The 17695-nt window shown below is 59.9% G+C and carries 17 protein-coding genes; 4 read left to right on the forward strand and 13 right to left on the reverse strand.

Annotated features, from left to right (window positions below):
- The first annotated feature begins 48 nt into the window (after positions 1-48).
- Together ATY80_RS20735 and ATY80_RS20740 are read left to right on the forward strand one after the other, a co-directional pair.
- Positions 49-294 (forward strand): DUF982 domain-containing protein, encoded by a 246-nt coding sequence (locus tag ATY80_RS20735; protein ID WP_189637235.1) that lies wholly within the window; start codon positions 49-51, stop codon positions 292-294.
- 165 nt (positions 295-459) lie between these two features.
- Complete coding sequence (locus ATY80_RS20740) at positions 460-1518, forward strand: glycosyl transferase family 90 (RefSeq protein ID WP_245306909.1); 1059 nt, start codon at positions 460-462, stop codon at positions 1516-1518.
- Here the strand turns inward: ATY80_RS20740 and ATY80_RS30175 are convergent.
- The 10 genes from ATY80_RS30175 to ATY80_RS20785 form a co-directional block, all read right to left on the reverse strand.
- Positions 1478-1888 carry an NAD-dependent epimerase/dehydratase family protein gene (locus ATY80_RS30175; protein WP_348626658.1) on the reverse strand — a complete coding sequence of 137 codons (411 nt, stop codon included), beginning with the start codon at positions 1886-1888 and terminating at the stop codon, positions 1478-1480. The two genes, ATY80_RS20740 and ATY80_RS30175, sit on opposite strands and share 41 nt — an antisense overlap.
- Positions 1785-2438: an NAD-dependent epimerase/dehydratase family protein gene (locus tag ATY80_RS20745; RefSeq protein WP_348626659.1), complete on the reverse strand. Its 654-nt coding sequence runs from the start codon at positions 2436-2438 to the stop codon at positions 1785-1787. Before ATY80_RS20745 ends, ATY80_RS30175 begins: the two co-directional genes overlap by 104 nt.
- A 79-nt stretch (positions 2439-2517) precedes the next feature.
- Positions 2518-3135, reverse strand: a complete 618-nt coding sequence (locus ATY80_RS20750) for a LysE family transporter (protein WP_088694216.1) — start codon at positions 3133-3135, stop codon at positions 2518-2520.
- Between the two features lie 139 nt (positions 3136-3274).
- The gene (gene sufA / locus ATY80_RS20755; RefSeq protein WP_088694217.1) at positions 3275-3667 is read right to left on the reverse strand and encodes a Fe-S cluster assembly scaffold SufA; all 393 of its coding nucleotides are present in this window, start codon (positions 3665-3667) and stop codon (positions 3275-3277) included.
- 136 nt (positions 3668-3803) lie between these two features.
- A complete protein-coding gene (locus tag ATY80_RS20760; RefSeq protein WP_018854912.1) occupies positions 3804-4184 on the reverse strand; it encodes an SUF system Fe-S cluster assembly protein in 381 nt (126 codons plus the stop codon).
- An 11-nt stretch (positions 4185-4195) separates the two neighbouring features.
- On the reverse strand, positions 4196-5437 hold the full coding sequence (locus tag ATY80_RS20765; protein ID WP_088694218.1) for a cysteine desulfurase: 1242 nt from the start codon (positions 5435-5437) through the stop codon (positions 4196-4198).
- 12 nt (positions 5438-5449) lie between these two features.
- On the reverse strand, positions 5450-6724 hold the full coding sequence (gene sufD, locus ATY80_RS20770; RefSeq protein ID WP_088694219.1) for a Fe-S cluster assembly protein SufD: 1275 nt from the start codon (positions 6722-6724) through the stop codon (positions 5450-5452).
- A 23-nt stretch (positions 6725-6747) separates the two neighbouring features.
- Positions 6748-7503 (reverse strand): Fe-S cluster assembly ATPase SufC, encoded by a 756-nt coding sequence (gene sufC, locus ATY80_RS20775; protein ID WP_088694461.1) that lies wholly within the window; start codon positions 7501-7503, stop codon positions 6748-6750.
- Between the two features lie 72 nt (positions 7504-7575).
- Positions 7576-9045 (reverse strand): Fe-S cluster assembly protein SufB, encoded by a 1470-nt coding sequence (gene sufB, locus ATY80_RS20780; protein WP_088694220.1) that lies wholly within the window; start codon positions 9043-9045, stop codon positions 7576-7578.
- Between the two features lie 143 nt (positions 9046-9188).
- Positions 9189-10355: a cysteine desulfurase family protein gene (locus ATY80_RS20785; protein WP_088694221.1), complete on the reverse strand. Its 1167-nt coding sequence runs from the start codon at positions 10353-10355 to the stop codon at positions 9189-9191.
- A gap of 204 nt (positions 10356-10559) precedes the next feature.
- On the opposite strand from ATY80_RS20785, the gene ATY80_RS20790 reads away from it, so the two are divergent.
- A complete protein-coding gene (locus tag ATY80_RS20790) occupies positions 10560-11237 on the forward strand; it encodes an alpha/beta hydrolase (protein WP_007789602.1) in 678 nt (225 codons plus the stop codon).
- Here the strand turns inward: ATY80_RS20790 and ATY80_RS20795 are convergent.
- Positions 11234-11758 carry a GNAT family N-acetyltransferase gene (locus ATY80_RS20795; RefSeq protein WP_088694222.1) on the reverse strand — a complete coding sequence of 175 codons (525 nt, stop codon included), beginning with the start codon at positions 11756-11758 and terminating at the stop codon, positions 11234-11236. The genes ATY80_RS20790 and ATY80_RS20795 overlap by 4 nt on opposite strands.
- Complete coding sequence (locus ATY80_RS20800; protein ID WP_088694223.1) at positions 11758-12876, reverse strand: anhydro-N-acetylmuramic acid kinase; 1119 nt, start codon at positions 12874-12876, stop codon at positions 11758-11760. Before ATY80_RS20800 ends, ATY80_RS20795 begins: the two co-directional genes overlap by 1 nt.
- Positions 12877-12992: 116 nt before the next feature.
- Here ATY80_RS20800 and tyrS point away from each other — a divergent pair, with 116 nt between their 5' ends.
- On the forward strand, positions 12993-14249 hold the full coding sequence (tyrS, locus tag ATY80_RS20805; protein ID WP_088694224.1) for a tyrosine--tRNA ligase: 1257 nt from the start codon (positions 12993-12995) through the stop codon (positions 14247-14249).
- 52 nt (positions 14250-14301) lie between these two features.
- Here tyrS and ATY80_RS20810 read toward each other — a convergent pair whose 3' ends face one another.
- Positions 14302-17691 carry a DUF3971 domain-containing protein gene (locus ATY80_RS20810; RefSeq protein WP_088694225.1) on the reverse strand — a complete coding sequence of 1130 codons (3390 nt, stop codon included), beginning with the start codon at positions 17689-17691 and terminating at the stop codon, positions 14302-14304.
- Positions 17692-17695: the final 4 nt, after the last annotated feature.

Below are 17695 nucleotides of genomic sequence, written 5' to 3' on the forward strand. Positions count from 1 at the left end.
CCGGAAATGAGGTAGGCGCGGATGCCAAAGGACGACAGCGATTCTGTGATGCAGGCTCCGTGGCCGAAGCCGGTTCTGCTCGCTCTTGAAGAGCCCGGAAAATACGTGACCATCGCAACCACGCAGGCAGCCTCCTGGGCGATGATCGAGGACTGGCCGACCGAAGACGGTGCGGCACTCGACAAGGCACTCCTGGTCTGCGCCAACGTCATCAAGGGCAAGCGCACCAACGAGGATGCGCGACGTGCCTTCATCGAAGCGGCCGTCGAAGCAGGCATCGACATCAAGAGCTGACTAAGTCGCCGCACCAGCGCAGCCTCCCCCAGCCTGAGGATTCGTTCGCCATGCCCCGTGGCGAGCGCGCGCGTGATCTGTTTTTTGACCTCGACCCGTCTTATTGATTGGCGCGTGCCAGTGTCAGCAATCGCGTGAAGATCGTCGCCTCAGCTTAGGAGCATGATGACCTACTCTACCGCTCTCAATCCGCTTCGCCTCTACAGCACGCGACGAGTTCGCACCTATTTCAGGCGTGAGTTCGAACGGGTCGGCGCCCGACCGCCAAGGGTTCGCATTGGCTATGCCGATGCTGGCAATCCGCCCCGAGATGTTCGGATCGAGCGGCATGGGCAACAGTTCACGCTTGTTCTCGAAAGCGCCGCGACACGGTGGTTTTCGGGACACATGCAGTACAAGGTTTGCAGCTTTGCCTATTGGCTTAGCCTGTGCCCGCCAGAGGTGAGGCAGATCACCGTCAATGCCACTGATGGCCAGGCGGTCTCCAACGCACGGTTTGCTGCGTCGGTGCGATTTCCTCATCATGTGGGCTTGCCAGATCCGCATTTCTTTCAGCATGACGGCTTTGCTGCCGAAATGGAACGCGGGAGGACCGCGCCGCGCTGGGAGGACCGCTCGAACGACATCGTCTGGCGTGGGGGCATGAATGGATGTGGCTGGGCGAGCTTTGCCCGGGAAGACATCAACAATCCCACCGTCCTGCAGAGGATTCGCATGGTCATGCAGCTTAGGGACATGGCGGGATTAGACGTCCGATTCGTCGATCTCCATCCGAGTGCGGACGAGTATGAGACACTGGCGCACAGGCAAAAGTTCCTGGGTCAGCCAATTCCGGCACAGAGCTGGCTTGGGCGCAAGTTCGCGATCGATATCGACGGGTTCACCAACACATGGTCGAACCTCCTGGTTCGCATGCTCTATGGATGCTGCGTTCTCAAGGTCGAGTCACAATTCGGCTTTCGCCAGTGGTACTATGACGAACTCAGGCCATTCGAACACTATGTGCCGGTGGCTGCCGATATGTCGGACTTCCGCGAGAAGATCGACTGGGTACGCAGCAACCAAATGGAGGCCGAGGCCATCGCGGAGCGCGGTCAGGCGCTGGCGCGTACGCTCACTTTCGCAACCCAGGCTCGGCGCGCTGCCGACCTTATTGAAGAACACTGGGACGGAGATAATCCGCCTAAACGACCGCCAGTACCGGCATCGTACGAACGGATTTGAAGTGGGCAATCGTGCGCATCAGGCCTTCGCGGAGCGGGACACTTGGCGTCCAGTTCAAAAGCCGCCTCGCCTTGTCGACATCCGGCAACCGCTGACGCGGATCGTCAGCGGGAAGCGGACGATGGACGATCCTCGAATTGGAGTCGGTCAATTCGAGGACAAGGTCCGCCAACTGGCGGATCGTGAGCTCTTCGGGATTTCCAAGATTGATGGGGCCGGTAATGTCCGGAAGACTGCTCATCATGGCCATCAGACCCGCCACCAGATCATCCACGTAGCAAAATGACCGCGTCTGTATTCCGTCGCCATAGATGGTGATGTCGTCGCCCGACAATGCCTGAATGATGAAATTTGCGACAACTCCTCCCATCGGCGGGATGCATGTGGGGACCATAGGTATTGAAAATGCGTACGACCTTGATCGGCAGGCCGAACTGGCGGCAATAGTCGAAAAATAATGTCTCGGCGCTCCGCTTTCCCTCGTCGTAGCAGGCTCGCGGGCCAATCGGATTGACGTTGCCCCAGTAGGTTTCCGATTGCGGATGGACATGCGGATCGCCGTAAACCTCCGATGTCGACGCCTGCAGCACTGGGATATTCCTGAGTCGAGCCAGCTCGAGCACATTGAGCGCTCCGACGACGCTCGTCTTCAGCGTCACGATCGGGTCGGCCTGATAATGGACCGGTGAGGCTGGGCACGCCAGGTTGTAGATTTGGTCAACCTCGAGGCTCACGGCCTCGTTCACGTCGTGGGTCAGCAGTCTGAAGGCGGGGTTATTGAGCAATTCCGCGATATTGTGCATGGAACCGGTCGCGAAATTGTCCATGCAGACAACCTGATGCCCTCTCTGGAGCAACTTTTCGCAAAGATGTGTGCCCACGAAGCCGGCGCCGCCGGTAACAAGGATGCGTTGACTCATAATGGCTTGCGCTTGTTTGTGACGTTGCACGCCTATCGCGAATTGGATCTGCCTTCAAGGGAGGAGACAAGGCCGCACGCTAGAGAAGCGAGTAGGTCGCAGAGGCGAGCGCAGCGAGGCCGAAGAGTATCAGCAGGTAGCTTGTTCCCCGCACGACCTTTGCTGTGAAATCCCTTGGCAATTTGTCCCTGGCAAAGCTAACCGTACCGCTCAAAAAGAACCACCAGGCCAGCGACCCGCTGAAAACACCACCGACGATGACAGCCGAGCTGAATCGTCGTGTCTCCTCTGTCAACCCGAAACCGGCAAACAGCGCGCCGAAGGAGAGAATGGTGGCGGGATTAGAGACCGTCAGCAAGAACGTTGCAAGCGTTGTGCCCATCAGACCCGCCGCCCTCACATTTGCCGCCCGGACCGGATCGTGCGTGAGCCCACGATAGCCCAGCGCGAGGAGCAATATGCCTCCACCAATCGCCAGAGGCAGCGTTGCTGCCGACATGGTCTGCTCGAAGACCGCGATGCCGGTTACAGCTACCAGCGCATAACTGGCATCACCGAGCGCAGTTCCGAGGCCACAGGAAAAACCGGCGGAAAAGCCGCGCTCCAGGGTACGTTTGATACAGAGCATTCCAATCGGCCCCAGTGGCGCGGTGATGATGACACCCAGCAGAGCGCCCTTCGCAAACAGCAGTAGCATTGTTCAGTCGGTTCCTTTCCGTAGGAGACAATCCTGCGGACTTTTCGAAAGAGAGCCCTTAGAGCGCCATCGCGATGACGTAGAATAAAAAAGGCCACCGAAACCGGCAGCCTCATCGATAATTCGACGATTGTGACAATCAGTGCGCGGGAACGACAGCGTTGCCCTGAGCGGCGAGCGCCGCGAGATCCGCCGGCTTCAGCTCGACGGATTCGCCACAGCCGCAGGCAGACGTCTGGTTCGGATTGGTAAAGGTAAAACCGGACCGCAACGTCGTGCTCTCGAAGCCCATTTCCGTGCCGAGGAGGTAGAGCACGGCTGATGGTTCGACCCAGACCTTGGCGCCATCGCGCTCGATCAGGTCGTCCTTAGCATTCGGATCGGTCACGAGGTCGATGGTATACTCCATCCCCGCGCAGCCACCCTTCTTGATCCCGACGCGAATGCCCTTGGCCTCCGGCCCAGAGTTTTCGACGATAGCCTTCACGCGGTTCGCGGCGGCTTCCGTCATGCTCATGATTGCAAAGCCCATCGGCCTCTTCTCCTTCCGCGCACGGATTAAAGGTCCGGCGTTTCACGATTCAAATGTAGTGCCAGCAGCTTAACCGATCAATACCAACCGGACCGCATGATCTGATCCGAAAAGTCTGCGACTCTTCGGATCATGCTCAATACCAACCGACGGCGACCTGCGCCTCTTCCGACATGCGGTCCGGCGTCCACGGCGGATCGAAGGTCATTTCCACCTCGACGCCGGACACGCCCTCGACCGCGCCGACGGCATTCTCGACCCAGCCCGGCATCTCGCCGGCGACCGGGCAGCCCGGCGCCGTCAGCGTCATCATGATCTTCACCATGCGGTCGTCTTCAATATCGATCTTGTAGACCAGCCCGAGCTCGAAGATGTCGGCCGGAATTTCAGGATCATAGACTGTCTTGAGCGCCGAGATCACATCGTCGCTGAGACGCGCCAGTTCATCGGCCGGAATGCTGGAATGCACGATGCCTTCGCGCACGTCGATCTTCTGTTCGCTTTCGTCCAGGCTCATATGGACACTCCTTAGGCAAAGAACTTGCGCGCATATTCCAGCGCATCGGCCAAGGCATCGACCTCGGCCCGTGTATTATACATCCCGAAGGACGCGCGGCACGTGGAGGTGACACCGAAGCGTTTCAAGAGGGGCATGGCGCAATGGGTGCCTGCGCGAACCGCAACGCCCTGACGGTCGATCACCATCGACACGTCATGCGCGTGCAGACCGGCCAACTCGAAGGAGAAGATACCGCCCTTGCCCGGCGCCGTGCCGAACACTCGCAACGAATTGACCGCTTGCAATCGCTCTGCGGCATAGGCAGCGAGATCTGCCTCATGGCGGGCGATCGCCTCGCGGCCAACCTTCTCCATGTAATCGAGCGCATAGCCGAGCCCGATCGCTTGGACGATCGGTGGCGTCCCGGCTTCAAAGCGATGCGGCGGATCGTTGTAGGTCACGGCATCCTCCGTCACCTCGAAGATCATCTCACCGCCGCCCTGGAAGGGCCGCATCTCGCGGAGCCGCTCCTTCTTGCCATAGAGCACGCCGATGCCCGACGGCCCATAGAGCTTGTGGCCGGTCATCACGTACCAGTCGCAATCGATGTCCTGCACGTCAACAGGCATGTGGACGGCGCCCTGCGAACCATCGACCAGTACAGGAATGCCGCGCTCATGCGCGATACGGCAGATTTCCTTGACCGGAACCACTGTGCCAAGCGCATTCGACATATGCGTGATGGCGACGAGCTTCGTCCGTTCCGTCAGGCTCTTCTCGAAATCCTCGATGTGGAAAGCGCCCTCGTCGTCGACGGGTACCCAGACCAGCTTGGCGCCCTGCCTCTCGCGGATGAAATGCCACGGCACGATGTTGGAGTGATGCTCCATTATCGAGATGACGATCTCATCGCCCTCGCCGAGCTTTGGCATGCCCCAGCCGTAGGCGACGGTGTTGATCGCTTCGGTCGAGGACTTCGTGAAGATGATGTCGTTGACATCAGGCGCATTCAGGAAGCGCCTGACCTTCTCGCGCGCGCCCTCATAGGCATCGGTTGCTGCATTCGAGAGGAAATGCAGACCACGGTGAACGTTCGCATACTCGTTCGAATAGGCGTACGAAATCGCATCAATCACCGCCTGCGGCTTCTGAGCGGAGGCGCCGTTGTCGAGATAGACCAGCGGCTTGCCATAGACTTCCCGCGCAAGGATCGGGAAATCCTTGCGAATGGCTTCGACGTCGTATGCTGTGGCCGGAACTATCTTGTCCATGACGCTATCCGATCAGGCGTGCTTCTCGAGCCAGGCCGAGATGACGCCTTCCAGCGATTCGACCAGGGCTTCGTCTTCAAGTTCTTCGACGATCTCGGCAACGAAGGCGTTGACGAGCATAGCGCGTGCCTTCGCCCGGGGAATGCCGCGCGCCATCATGTAGTACAGATGATTGTCGTCGATGTCCGCAACGGTGGCGCCGTGACCGCACTGAACGTCGTCAGCGAAGATCTCAAGTTCCGGCTTTACCGAAAATTCGGCGTCGTCAGACATCAGCAGAGTGTTGCACGCCATCTTCGCGTCGGTCTTCTGCGCGTCAGGCGCAACGCGGATCATGCCCTGGAAGACCCCCTTCGCGCGGTCGAAGACGACGTTGCGGATCACTTCGGTGGAACCGGTATGCGGGACGTTATGGCCGAGCATCATCGTCACGTCGGTATGCGTCTCAGCACCAAGCAGATTGATGCCACGCAGCGTCAGATCGGCGCCCTCGCCCGTCACCTTGATGTGCAGTTCCTGGCGAACCAGCTTGCCGCCAGCATTGATGACGAAAAGCTTCAGCTTGGCATCGGCGCCAAGATCAACGCGGATCTGGCCGAGGTGCGTATCGTCTGCACCCTGCTGCTGGATGATGATCCAGGTAAGCTCCGTGCCCTCTCCGACCGTGATGTCGCTGACATGCGACACAAAAGCCGCATCCGACGTCACTCCGAGGTGACGTTCGATGACAGTTGCCTTGACGTTGGCGCCGAAGTTGACGGGCAGGCGAGTATGCGTCTGGCCGCCAGCGTGAACGAACTGGATCTCAAGCGGCGCCTCAAGATCGGTTTCGGCTGCTACGTCAATGACATAGCCATCGCGAACGAAGCTGCCATTGATGCGGCCGATTGCGTCGTCGTTGCCGAGTGCGCCGAGGCTGGTGGCAGCTGTGCCGTTCGAGAGCAGAGCCGCGTAGTCGGAGATATCGAGGCCATCGACCGAAGCCCTGAGATCGGGAACGCCCTGAATAACCGACAGAACCGAGGACTCTTCGACCAGCGGGTCGCGTGCTTCGGAGCCGGCGTCGCCAGCCTGGTCCGGAATGGCGCGCAGCAGGGTCTTGAGATCGGTATAGTGCCAGGCCTCGATGCGGCGCGTCGGCAAACCCGCCTTCTTCAGGTCGTCAAGCAGCCTGTCCCGGATGGCGATGACCGAACCGTCGCCCGGCAGTTCGCCGATCTGGTTGTTGAAAGCCTCGATGAGCGCCGCTTCCGCGGCGGTCTGGCGGCTCGTCGTCTGCATGTTCATGAGACTCGTCCTTTCCGCCTCGATCAGGCTGCCGCCCCGATGATGTCGGCGTAGCCATTGGCTTCCAACTCGTGCGCTAGCGTCTTGTCGCCCGACTTGATCACCTGCCCCTTGTAGAGAACGTGAACGGTATCCGGAACGATGTAGTCGAGCAGGCGCTGGTAGTGCGTGATGACGACGACAGCGCGATCCGGCGAACGCAGCGCGTTGACGCCATCGGCAACGATCTTGAGAGCATCGATGTCGAGACCGGAGTCGGTTTCGTCGAGTACGCAAAGCTGCGGCTGCAGCAGTGCCATCTGCAGGATTTCGGCGCGCTTTTTCTCACCGCCGGAGAAGCCGACATTCAGCGGGCGCTTCAGCATTTCGGTATTGATCTGGAGCTTGCCGGCTGCGTCCTTGACGAGGCGCATGAAGTCAGGCGTCTTCAGCTCCTCTTCGCCCCGCGCCTTGCGCTGCTCGTTCATCGCAACCTTCAGGAACTGCATCGTGGCAACGCCCGGAATTTCGACCGGATACTGGAAAGCCAGGAAGATGCCCTTGGCAGCGCGCTCGGCGGCGTCGAGTTCCAGGATGCTCTCGCCGTTGTAAAGGATGTCACCTTCGGTGACTTCATAGTCTTCGCGGCCCGACAGGACGTAGGAGAGCGTCGACTTGCCGGAGCCGTTCGGGCCCATGATGGCGGCGACTTCGCCAGCCTTCACGGTGAGGTTCAGGCCGCGGATGATCTCGGTGCCGTCTTCGGCGATGCGGGCGTGCAGGTTCTTAATTTCAAGCATGGTTTTGTCCCATAAAAAGCAATCGGAGAAAGGCGCGATCCACGCGCCCTCGCGCATTCATGTCATGTTGCGTCAGCCGACGCTGCCTTCGAGCGAGATGCTGATAAGCTTCTGCGCCTCGACGGCGAATTCCATCGGCAGCTCCTGCAGGACTTCCTTGACGAAGCCGTTGACGATCAGGGCGATCGCCGCTTCCTCCGGAATGCCGCGCTGCAGGCAGTAGAAGAGCTGGTCTTCCGAGATCTTCGAGGTGGTTGCCTCGTGTTCGAACTGCGCCGTGGAGTTTTTTGCCTCGATATACGGAACTGTATGGGCGCCGCACTTGTCGCCGATCAGCAGCGAATCGCACTGCGTGAAGTTGCGCGCGTTGCTCGCCTTCCTGTGCGCAGATACCTGGCCGCGATAGGTGTTCTGCGAAACGCCGGCCGCAATACCCTTGGAGATGATGCGGCTCGAGGTGTTCTTGCCGAGATGGATCATCTTGGTACCGCTATCGACCTGCTGATGACCGTTCGAGACGGCGATCGAATAGAACTCGCCGCGGCTATCGTCGCCGCGCAGGATGCAGGACGGATACTTCCAGGTGATCGCGGAGCCGGTTTCGACCTGCGTCCAGGAGATCTTCGAGCGGTCGCCACGGCAATCGCCGCGCTTGGTGACGAAGTTGTAGATACCACCCTTGCCCTGGGCATCGCCCGGATACCAGTTCTGAACCGTCGAGTACTTGATCTCCGCATCATCGAGCGCAACGAGCTCAACGACGGCGGCATGCAACTGATTTTCGTCGCGCTGCGGCGCGGTGCAACCTTCGAGGTAAGACACGTATGCACCTTCCTCAGCGATGATCAGCGTGCGCTCGAACTGGCCGGTGTTTTTTTCGTTGATGCGGAAGTAGGTGGACAGCTCCATCGGGCAACGAACGCCCTTCGGGACGAACACAAACGAGCCATCGGTGAAGACGGCGGAGTTGAGGGTCGCATAATAGTTGTCGGACGTGGGAACGACGGAACCGAGGTACTTCCGCACCAGTTCCGGGTGCTCGCGGATGGCTTCCGAGATCGACATGAAGATCACGCCGGCTTTCTTCAGCTCTTCCTTGAAGGTCGTAACGACGGAGACGGAGTCAAAAACGGCATCGACCGCGATCTTCGGCTTCTCGACACCCGCCAGGATTTCCTGCTCCTTTAGCGGAATGCCAAGCTTTTCGTAGACCTTGAGGATCTCCGGATCGACCTCATCAAGCGACTTCGGACCAGGCGTGCTTTTCGGCGCGGCGTAGTAGTAGATGTCGTTGAAATCGATCTTCGGATAATCGACGCGCGCCCAGGTCGGTTCTTCGAGTGTCAGCCAGCGCTTGTAGGCCTCAAGCCGCCATTCGAGCATCCATTCCGGCTCCTGCTTCTTGGCGGAGATGAAACGGATGATGTCTTCGGACAGGCCCTTGGGCGCCTTGTCCATTTCGATGATGGTCTCGAAACCGTATTTGTACTGATCAACGTCAATCTGGCGGACGCGATCAACCGTTTCCTGGACGGCGGGCATGTCATTCTCCAATCTCGCCGGAGAAAAGGTCCGGCAGCTTGTCGTTCGGGCGGTATCGTTTGCCCCGTATGTAGGTGGCCAAAAGGGACTTTTCAGCCCGAATGGCAAGCGGAAAATTGCGTTTCCGCAAATTTATGAAGCGGTCACGCCGCCTCCCCGGCCGGCTTGCGCCGAGCGGATATTTTCGCAAAGACGGAAATCGCCTTGTCGATCTCTTCTTCGGTCGTGGCAAAGCCCAACGAAATGCGCAAAGCACCGAGCTTGGGATCACGCCCCATGGCAACGAGAACATGGCTCTCGCCGACCTTGCCGGACGAGCACGCAGACCCTGCAGAGAGCGCGACACCTTCGAGATCGAAGGCGATCTGGCCAGTTTCGGCCTTCAGCCCCGGAAGCGTGAAGAAAGTCGTGTTCGAAACGCGTTGGCCCTCGGAGCCGTAGATGACGACGTCGGGCGCCGCGCCGCGCATTCCGGTTTCCAGTCGATCGCGCAGCGCCGAAATGGCCTCGGTGCGCGTCTCAAGTTCCGCGACAGCAGCCTCGGCCGCAGCACCGAAACCGATCACCGCAAGCGAATTCTCTGTCCCCGAACGGTGACCTTTCTCCTGCCCACCGCCATGGATCAGCGGCCGTGGCATCAACACTTCGCCGCGCGTGACAAGCGCACCCGCACCTTTCGGACCGCCGATCTTGTGCGCTGACACGATCATGAAATCGGCGCCGAGTGCGTTGATATCCAATTTCAAGCGCCCTGCCGCCTGCACGGCATCGACAACGAGCAGACCGCCATAGGCCTGTACGATCTTCGCGACTTCGGCCATTGGCTGAACAATGCCGGTCTCGTTGTTAACAAGCATGACCGCGATCATCGGCAATCCGGTCGACTTGTCGTGAGCCGCAAGCAGGGTGCCAAGCGCATCAAGATCGACAACGCCAGCCTCGGTAACCGGAATCTCTGTCGTCTGTTCCTTCGGGAACCGGCCTCCTTCGCGCACCGCGGGATGCTCGACCGCCGAATAGTAAAGCCGGCTGACTGTAAGCGGCGTCCGACCCATCTTGAAATCTGGCGTCAGCACCGTGTTGGCTGCTTCCGTGGCGCCACTGGTAAAGATCACATGCGCGGGATCAGCACCCGCAAGCGCCGCCACCTGCCGACGTGCCTGCTCGATTGCAGCTCGCACAGCGCGGCCTTCGCCATGCACCGAGTTCGGGTTGCCGAACAGGTCCATCGCGCGCAGAACCGCGTGGCGCGCATGCGGATGCAGCGGCGAAGTCGCGTTCCAATCGAGATAAAGGCGTGGCGGCGCCATGATCTTTCGTCCTGCGCTAAATCCTTGCTAGGCGGCTCGGCTCATTTTCCTTGAAATTTCGGCCGCGCTTGCCTTATGACACATCCACAATGCGTGGAGCGCCATGCAAGTTTCGAATTGTTCTAAACTGCGTTTTAGAAAAGCTGACAACATTCGTCAAGTCTGCGCAGCGCGAACGCGAAGAAATAAAACGCCGGAGTACCGATGCCCGAAGTCATTTTCAACGGCCCCGCAGGCCGCCTTGAAGGCCGCTACCAGCCCTCCAAGGAAAAGAGCGCGCCGATTGCCCTCATTCTGCACCCGCACCCCCAGTTCGGCGGCACGATGAACAACCAGATCGTCTACCAGCTCTTCTACATGTTCCAGAAGCGCGGGTTCACGACATTGCGCTTCAACTTCCGGGGAATCGGTCGCAGCCAGGGTGAGTTCGATCACGGCGCGGGCGAGCTTTCGGACGCAGCGTCCGCGCTCGACTGGGTTCAGAGCCTGCATCCTGATTCGAAGACTTGCTGGGTTGCCGGCTATTCCTTCGGCTCGTGGATCGGCATGCAGCTCCTGATGCGCCGCCCGGAGATCGAAGGTTTCATGTCGATCGCGCCGCAGCCGAACACCTATGACTTCTCCTTCCTCGCGCCCTGCCCGTCTTCCGGCCTGATCATCAACGGCGAAGCCGACAAGGTCGCGCCCGAGAAGGACGTCAACGGCCTCGTCGAGAAGCTGAAGACGCAGAAGGGTATCCTGATCACGCACCGCACGGTGCCGGGCGCCAACCACTTCTTTAACGGCCAGGTCGAGACCTTGATGAGCGAATGCGAGGATTACCTCGATCGCCGCCTGAATGGCGAACTGGTGCCGGAGCCGGCCGCCAAGCGCATCCGCTAGGCCGACCGCATCCCGGCGGTCAGTTCGAACGTCGGGTAGGACAATCCGTCAATGGTGATCGGCATGCGGCTTCGCATGCCGATTTTCGTTAGGACATGCTGTGATGCGGTATTGTCCGGATGCGTGAAAGCGATGAACTGCGGCGCGAAGTTCCGTCCGAAAAACCAGTCCGCCAGCCCGTTCACAATCTCCGTAGCATAGCCCTGGCCCCATTCGCGGTGCCGAAGTGAGTAACCGAGCCCGAAATCCTGCCGGTCACCGCCGAACAGTGAGAAACCCGCGCGGCCGATGAAGCGACCATCCTCACGACTGAGGATTTTGTATTTCGTTGTTCCGTCCCGCGCCTGCTCGCCAAACCAGTTGCGCAGCCGCTCCTCAGCCTTCTCTCGCGACCATGGCGCCGCACCAGAGAGATATCGCGTCGTCTCGATCGTCGAGTGAAGCTCCTGGATCAAGCCAGCGTCGTCGGGTTCCCACATAACTGCGACCAGGCGCCGCGTCTCCAGAATCACCTGTCGCATCACGGCTTCACCACGACACCGCCGCTGACCGGAGCGCGCACACCGGTCGTGCCGGGAAACGTCAATGGCAAGCCGTCCAACGACCTCACCGCGAGGTAGGCCCAGGCTTCAGCCTCCATTGAATCGCCATTGAATCCCGCCAGTTCTGCGGTTATCACCTCGGCGCCCTGGCGATGGGCGATATCTTTCAAATCCTGCATCAGCACGCGATTGAGCCGACCACCACCGCAGACGACATAAAGGGTCGGCGTCACCGGCAAGTGACCGGCGGACTTGATGATCGAGGCGGCCGCGACATGGGCGAGCGTGCGAGCGCCATCGGCAAGCTCTGCGTCTGCACCCGATGGCGGCGGAAAGTCGTTGCGGTCGAGCGATCGCCGCTTCTCCCCGGTAAAGAACGGGCTGTTCAAGTAGCGATCTGCCAGTTCCGCGATGATCCGCCCCTCCGAGGCGATCATGCCCCCCTGATCGAACGGTACACCCGCATGGGTCTCGACCCACTGGTCGATCAGTGTATTGCCTGGCCCGCTATCATAGCCGACGAGCACGCCGTCTGCGCCGATATAGGTCAGGTTGGAGATCCCACCGATATTGACGAAACACACCGGCAAGGTCGCATCAGGCACGTTGGCGGCGAGCGCTGCATGATAGATAGGTACCAGCGGTGCGCCCTGGCCGCCGTGAACCATGTCGTTGGCGCGGAGGTCGTACGCGACCGGTATCCCTGTCTCCTGAGCCAGGAGCGCCCCATCGCCGATCTGGACGGTCAGTGCCTCATCCGGCCGGTGCAGCACTGTCTGCCCATGAAAGCCGATGACGTCGATCGTGGCCGCGTCGATCGCGTTCGCGGCGAGAAATTCCCTAACGGCAATTACATGACGTAACGTCAGTTCGCGCTCGATCGACGCCAGATCGTCCGGCCGTTGCGCACGTTGCGTAATGGCCTTTGCCTGTTCCAGCGCGAGCTTCAATCGATCGCGGAAGGTTGGCTCATAGGGAACTCCGAGAAAGGGCCCGCGCTCGACGACGGCGCGGCCGTCGGTACGCAGCAGCGCCACATCGATGCCATCCATCGATGTTCCGCTCATCAAGCCGATCGCGGTCCTGATCTTCTCCATTGCCCCTCGCTGGAAGATTCCTGCAAAATGGTGACTGTTCGGCAAAACAGTGCTAAACGCGCCGCGTCACTTCAACAATAGACAATCCGAAAATCCGCACCTGAGAGCAAAAGGTCATGTCCGAGTTCAAATCCGATTTCCTCCGCACGCTGAAAGAGCGCGGCTTCATTCATCAGATCTCCGATGAATCCGGCCTCGACGAACTCTTCGCCAAGGAAACGGTAACGGCCTATATCGGCTTCGACCCGACTGCGCCGAGCCTGCATGCGGGTTCGCTGATCCAGATCATGATGCTGCATTGGATGCAGGCGACCGGCCATCGCGCCATATCGCTGATGGGTGGCGGCACCGGCATGGTCGGTGACCCTTCGTTCAAGGACGAAGCACGCCAGTTGATGACGATTGACACCATCGAGAGCAACATTGCTTCGATCAAGCGGGTCTTCTCCAATTACCTGACCTACGGCGAAGGCCCTAAGGATGCGTTGATGATCAACAACGCCGAGTGGCTCCGTTCGATCAACTACCTGGAGTTTTTGCGGGACGTCGGCCGGCATTTCTCAGTCAACCGGATGTTGTCCTTCGACAGCGTCAAAACGCGGCTTGACCGCGAGCAGTCGCTGTCGTTCCTCGAATTCAACTACATGATCCTGCAGGCCTACGACTTCGTCGAGCTTGCCAAGCGCTATGATTGCCGTCTGCAGATGGGTGGTTCGGACCAGTGGGGCAATATCGTCAACGGCATCGACCTCGGTCACCGTATGGGGACGAAACAGCTCTACGCGCTGACCTCGCCGCTGCTGACGACCGCTTCTGGTGCCAAGATGGGCAAGTCTGCGACCGGCGCTGTCTGGCTCAACTCGGATATGCTGTCTGCCTACGACTTCTGGCAGTACTGGCGCAATACGGAAGACGCCGACGTCTCGCGCTTCTTGAAGCTCTACACAACGCTGCCGATGGACGAAGTTGCACGCCTCTCGGCGCTTGCCGGTTCCGAGATCAATGAAGTCAAGAAGATACTGGCGACGGAGGTCACGGCGATCCTGCATGGCCGCGCGGCCGCCGAACAGGCAGCCGAAACCGCCCGCAAGACCTTTGAGGAAGGCGGTCTTGCCGAGAACCTTCCGTCGGTCGACGTCCCGGCTGCCGAGCTTGACGGCGGCATTGGCCTTCTGTCGCTGATCGTCCGCGCCGGCCTGGCAGCCTCGAACGGCGAGGCACGCCGTCACGTTCAGGGCGGTGCCGTGCGCATCAACGACCAGGCTGTCAGCGACGAGCGCAAGATCGTTGGCAGCGGGGAGATCACTGCCGATGGCGTCATCAAGCTCTCGCTCGGCAAGAAGAAGCACATCCTGATCCGTCGCGCTGCCTAAGCGCGGTCGAGTTCTCAAGCGGAAAGCCGGCCTCGTGCCGGCTTTCTTGTGCCTATTGAAACTCGAAAATGTTCCGGAAGACACCGGGCGCGATGATCGACAACGGATTGATGATCATGTCGGGCGATTCCAATTTTCCTGTCAGCTTGAACGTGATGCCGATCAGGCCGCGGTCCGTGCCATTGCCGAGGATGATGCCGATCAGAGGCAATTCGGCAAAGAGCCGATTCAGGCCGTAGGCAGGCATGAAGGTGCCCGTCATGTCCATATTGCCGCGTTGGTCGCGCAGCATGCCTTGGAACACCGCGCCGACCTGATCGCCACGCACGACGCCGTTCTCGATGCTGATCACGCCGTTCCTCGAAACGATCCGCGCAAAGCCGCGCTGGAAGCGTTGTGCCGAGGTGTCGATGTTCCGCTTGACCGCAGAATTCAGGCTTCGTTGCTCCTGACCGACCGGCGTCGAAACGATCGAGTGCAGACGCTGCTCGTTGACGAGAGAGAAGCGCCTGATGTCGATCGAGCCATCCCAATTGTCACCCGCCCCGAGGCGAATCTGTAGGTTGAGCAGGCCGCTCATCATGTGCCGATAGAGATCGGCAAAGCGCGAGACGGAGCCCGCGTCGCCGCTGGTGACATTAATGACGCCATTGCTCTTCGTCTGGGCTACGAACGCCTCGCCGCTGTCGGTGACGCCGGTAAAATTCAGCGACTGCAGCCTGCCGTCCGCAGACACGTAAAGCATGTCGACATTTCGCATCTTCTCGTCATTGAAACCGACGATGCGACCGAGCTTGGCTCGGACGGATACGCTGCCATTGCGATCGGGATTGTCGCCTCCGCCGCCAGACTTCAGTCTGGCGATGATCGGGCGAGCATCGGCGCTATTGCCTGACACAGAGAGATCAAGCCCTCCCTTGCCGCGCTTCACCGACACGGCAAAGTCGTCCAGCGAAGACAGTTTGACACTGTCGAAATCCGCCTTCACAAGGCTGCCCTTGCCGATGACAAGCGAGCCGTTTGCTCCGAATCCATCCCCCTTGAGGACGAAATTCTTCAACTCCGTGTTGTCGGCTGGGCCTGAGGATTCGAACGTGGCGGTCGCGCCGATGCCGCTACCTTTTGACCAGCCGATCCATGGGAGAGACAGCCGGGCCCTTCCAAGGTCGACGGTGACCGCCTGCCGGTCCTTATCGATACGGTTGAGCTCGACGTCTATGCTCCCATCGATGATATCGTTGAGACCGGGCAACACCTTTTCCCGCTGGTCGTTGTTGAGGGTAGCGGTGATGGTCTGCTGCGGTTGAACGTCGGAAGATTTATCCGTTGGCTCGACAAGCTCGATACCGGCAGGAATGCCGTCGATCAGGCCCTTTCCGTCGAGGGTTACCTGCTTAGGATCCGCGTTCAGCACCCCGTCGAGATCAGTGATCTTACGGCCGGACATCGGCTTGGCGACATCGAGATCCTGTAGCTGTAGCACCGCTTTCCATTCGGCCGGCGGGGGATTCTGCGACGAGATCAGCCCGAGCCGGGCCTGCACTTTTGCCGACACCTTGCCTTTGAAATCTTCGGGCACAAAGCCCGCGCGCTGTAATACTTGGATGGGCTTATAGGTCAGCAATTCGCCGACCGCGTCCGCCGCGCCGGAGATGGGAAGATCGAGTTCGGCCATGAGCGGCTTCTCATAAGTCGACGGCAGGACAAAGGTCCCCTCGCCGACGGTCACCGATCGTCCCGAGGGAAAGAACGCCGTTCCTCCCTTGATCGAAATTGTCGCGCGCGGACCACTCAGATCAAAGTGGGCATCCGTATCGCGGATCGGCGGGATATCGCCGGCCACGTTCATCCGGGTATCGGCGATGTCGAACGCAATGCGGATCTGGTTCGCATCGAGTTTCAGACCCTTGCCAACGGCTTCGTCCAGGCGTCCAAACGGAATGAAGACAGAGATCGATGCGTCGGTAACTGTCCCCCCGAAGAGGTTGTGTTGAACCCACTCGCGGCCCTTCGACGCCATCCAGAACGGCCACAGCTGCTTGACTGCCGTCGTTTGCAGCTGCTCCGACTGACCGGCAAAGCTGATCTCGGGTGAAACATCGCCGAAGCGGACATGCAGTGAGCCGAAGAGGCCGCCAGCCGGGCTCGAAACCCGCATATTCTCGAATTGCAACTCACGACCGGCAACGAGGTATCGGCCGGTTGCCTGGATATCGAAGGCGAGCGGTTGCTCGCCTGACGCAACTGGCGCTGCCGTACCGCCGCTGACAAGCAGGTCGATTCCGAAGCCCTTTCCGGCTGAGGCATCGATCTTGTCCAGATCGATAAGCGCACCGGTAACCGGTACGGAGGTTGCGCCGAACTGAACGCGGGATTTCGCGATCTCGAGCGTTTGCTTGGAAAAATCATAAGCAAGGTTGATGCGACCGCCGCTCAACTCCTGCTCGTCGCCATCCATATAAAAGTGCCCCGGCTTCAGCTCGATTGAGGCACCGAGCGCAGGTGACGCTTGGTCGCCCGTACGAACCGCAGAGATCGCCAAGTCACCAAAGCCGTCGATGCCTTGCCGGATTTGACCCTGGACGTTCCGCTTGAGTGTGAACGGCCCCAGGTCGACGCCGACCACCTGCCCTGTCAACTTCGAAGTGCGTCCTTCGGCACTTTCCGTGACGACGCCGAATGTTGCCGGCTTACCATTAATCGCGACCTCGCCATCCAGCGCCAGCGCGCCCTGGCGTGTCCTCGAGAAGGCCAGACTGTCAACGACGATGGAAAGCGGACCGTTTGCCGTATCGGCCAGCTTGATGTCGATGCCCGAGAGCTTCACCGACCGCGTTCCCCCACGCTCCACGAAGCTGTCGATCATGTCGAGCTGGGCAAATGCAGCGCCCATCGCAGCCGGGATTTCGTCGATCCTGACATCATCAAGCTTGAGCGGTTTCCCTGACGGCAGCAGGGCTGTATCGAGCGCGATATCTTCCGCCTCGATCTGCGCAATCGCTATGCGACCGCGAAAGAGTTGCAGCGGGTCGAGCGCTATGCGCATAGCATGCGTCGTCGAAAGGTGCTGGCCGCTCTCTTCATCGATCATGTTGACGTCGCGCGCCTCGAGGGCAAGACGCATATTCGATGTGAAGCGGATGACCGTAGAACCGACCTCGGCCCGATAGCGCGGCCCGATGGCTGAGTTGAGCGCAGCCTGCGCCTGCCGCGACAGCGGCGCGTCAAACATGCCGCTTTCCACTGTGAAGACAATTGCTGCGAGCACGAACAGAATGACGGCAACGCAGCCGCCCGTAGCACCGGCAGTTCTGCGCATCCGCGAATGCGTTGGCGGGCAGCTGACGATGATGGGATCTTCGGCCTGCGCCGAGGGAAGCTCATGCAGTGCGACGATATCTTTCTTGCGGAATGTAATTTTCTCGCCGCGGATCGCCGACATGCGC

The organism is Rhizobium sp. R711 (assembly GCF_002211365.1).
Classification (GTDB): domain Bacteria; phylum Pseudomonadota; class Alphaproteobacteria; order Rhizobiales; family Rhizobiaceae; genus Rhizobium.

What these genes read in the sequence shown, in the direction of transcription:
- sufB (WP_088694220.1), bottom strand. Translation starts at nt 9,045, where the DNA reads ATGCCCGCCGTCCAGGAAACGGTTGATCGCGTCCGCCAGATTGACGTT.
- sufA (WP_088694217.1), bottom strand. Translation starts at nt 3,667, where the DNA reads ATGGGCTTTGCAATCATGAGCATGACGGAAGCCGCCGCGAACCGCGTG.
- ATY80_RS20760 (WP_018854912.1), bottom strand. Translation starts at nt 4,184, where the DNA reads ATGAGCCTGGACGAAAGCGAACAGAAGATCGACGTGCGCGAAGGCATC.
- ATY80_RS20735 (WP_189637235.1), top strand. Translation starts at nt 49, where the DNA reads ATGCAGGCTCCGTGGCCGAAGCCGGTTCTGCTCGCTCTTGAAGAGCCC.
- ATY80_RS20785 (WP_088694221.1), bottom strand. Translation starts at nt 10,355, where the DNA reads ATGGCGCCGCCACGCCTTTATCTCGATTGGAACGCGACTTCGCCGCTG.
- ATY80_RS20790 (WP_007789602.1), top strand. Translation starts at nt 10,560, where the DNA reads ATGCCCGAAGTCATTTTCAACGGCCCCGCAGGCCGCCTTGAAGGCCGC.
- sufD (WP_088694219.1), bottom strand. Translation starts at nt 6,724, where the DNA reads ATGAACATGCAGACGACGAGCCGCCAGACCGCCGCGGAAGCGGCGCTC.
- sufC (WP_088694461.1), bottom strand. Translation starts at nt 7,503, where the DNA reads ATGCTTGAAATTAAGAACCTGCACGCCCGCATCGCCGAAGACGGCACC.
- ATY80_RS20800 (WP_088694223.1), bottom strand. Translation starts at nt 12,876, where the DNA reads ATGGAGAAGATCAGGACCGCGATCGGCTTGATGAGCGGAACATCGATG.
- tyrS (WP_088694224.1), top strand. Translation starts at nt 12,993, where the DNA reads ATGTCCGAGTTCAAATCCGATTTCCTCCGCACGCTGAAAGAGCGCGGC.
- ATY80_RS20750 (WP_088694216.1), bottom strand. Translation starts at nt 3,135, where the DNA reads ATGCTACTGCTGTTTGCGAAGGGCGCTCTGCTGGGTGTCATCATCACC.
- ATY80_RS30175 (WP_348626658.1), bottom strand. Translation starts at nt 1,888, where the DNA reads ATGGGAGGAGTTGTCGCAAATTTCATCATTCAGGCATTGTCGGGCGAC.
- ATY80_RS20745 (WP_348626659.1), bottom strand. Translation starts at nt 2,438, where the DNA reads ATGAGTCAACGCATCCTTGTTACCGGCGGCGCCGGCTTCGTGGGCACA.
- ATY80_RS20810 (WP_088694225.1), bottom strand. Translation starts at nt 17,691, where the DNA reads ATGTCGGCGATCCGCGGCGAGAAAATTACATTCCGCAAGAAAGATATC.
- ATY80_RS20765 (WP_088694218.1), bottom strand. Translation starts at nt 5,437, where the DNA reads ATGGACAAGATAGTTCCGGCCACAGCATACGACGTCGAAGCCATTCGC.
- ATY80_RS20740 (WP_245306909.1), top strand. Translation starts at nt 460, where the DNA reads ATGACCTACTCTACCGCTCTCAATCCGCTTCGCCTCTACAGCACGCGA.
- ATY80_RS20795 (WP_088694222.1), bottom strand. Translation starts at nt 11,758, where the DNA reads ATGCGACAGGTGATTCTGGAGACGCGGCGCCTGGTCGCAGTTATGTGG.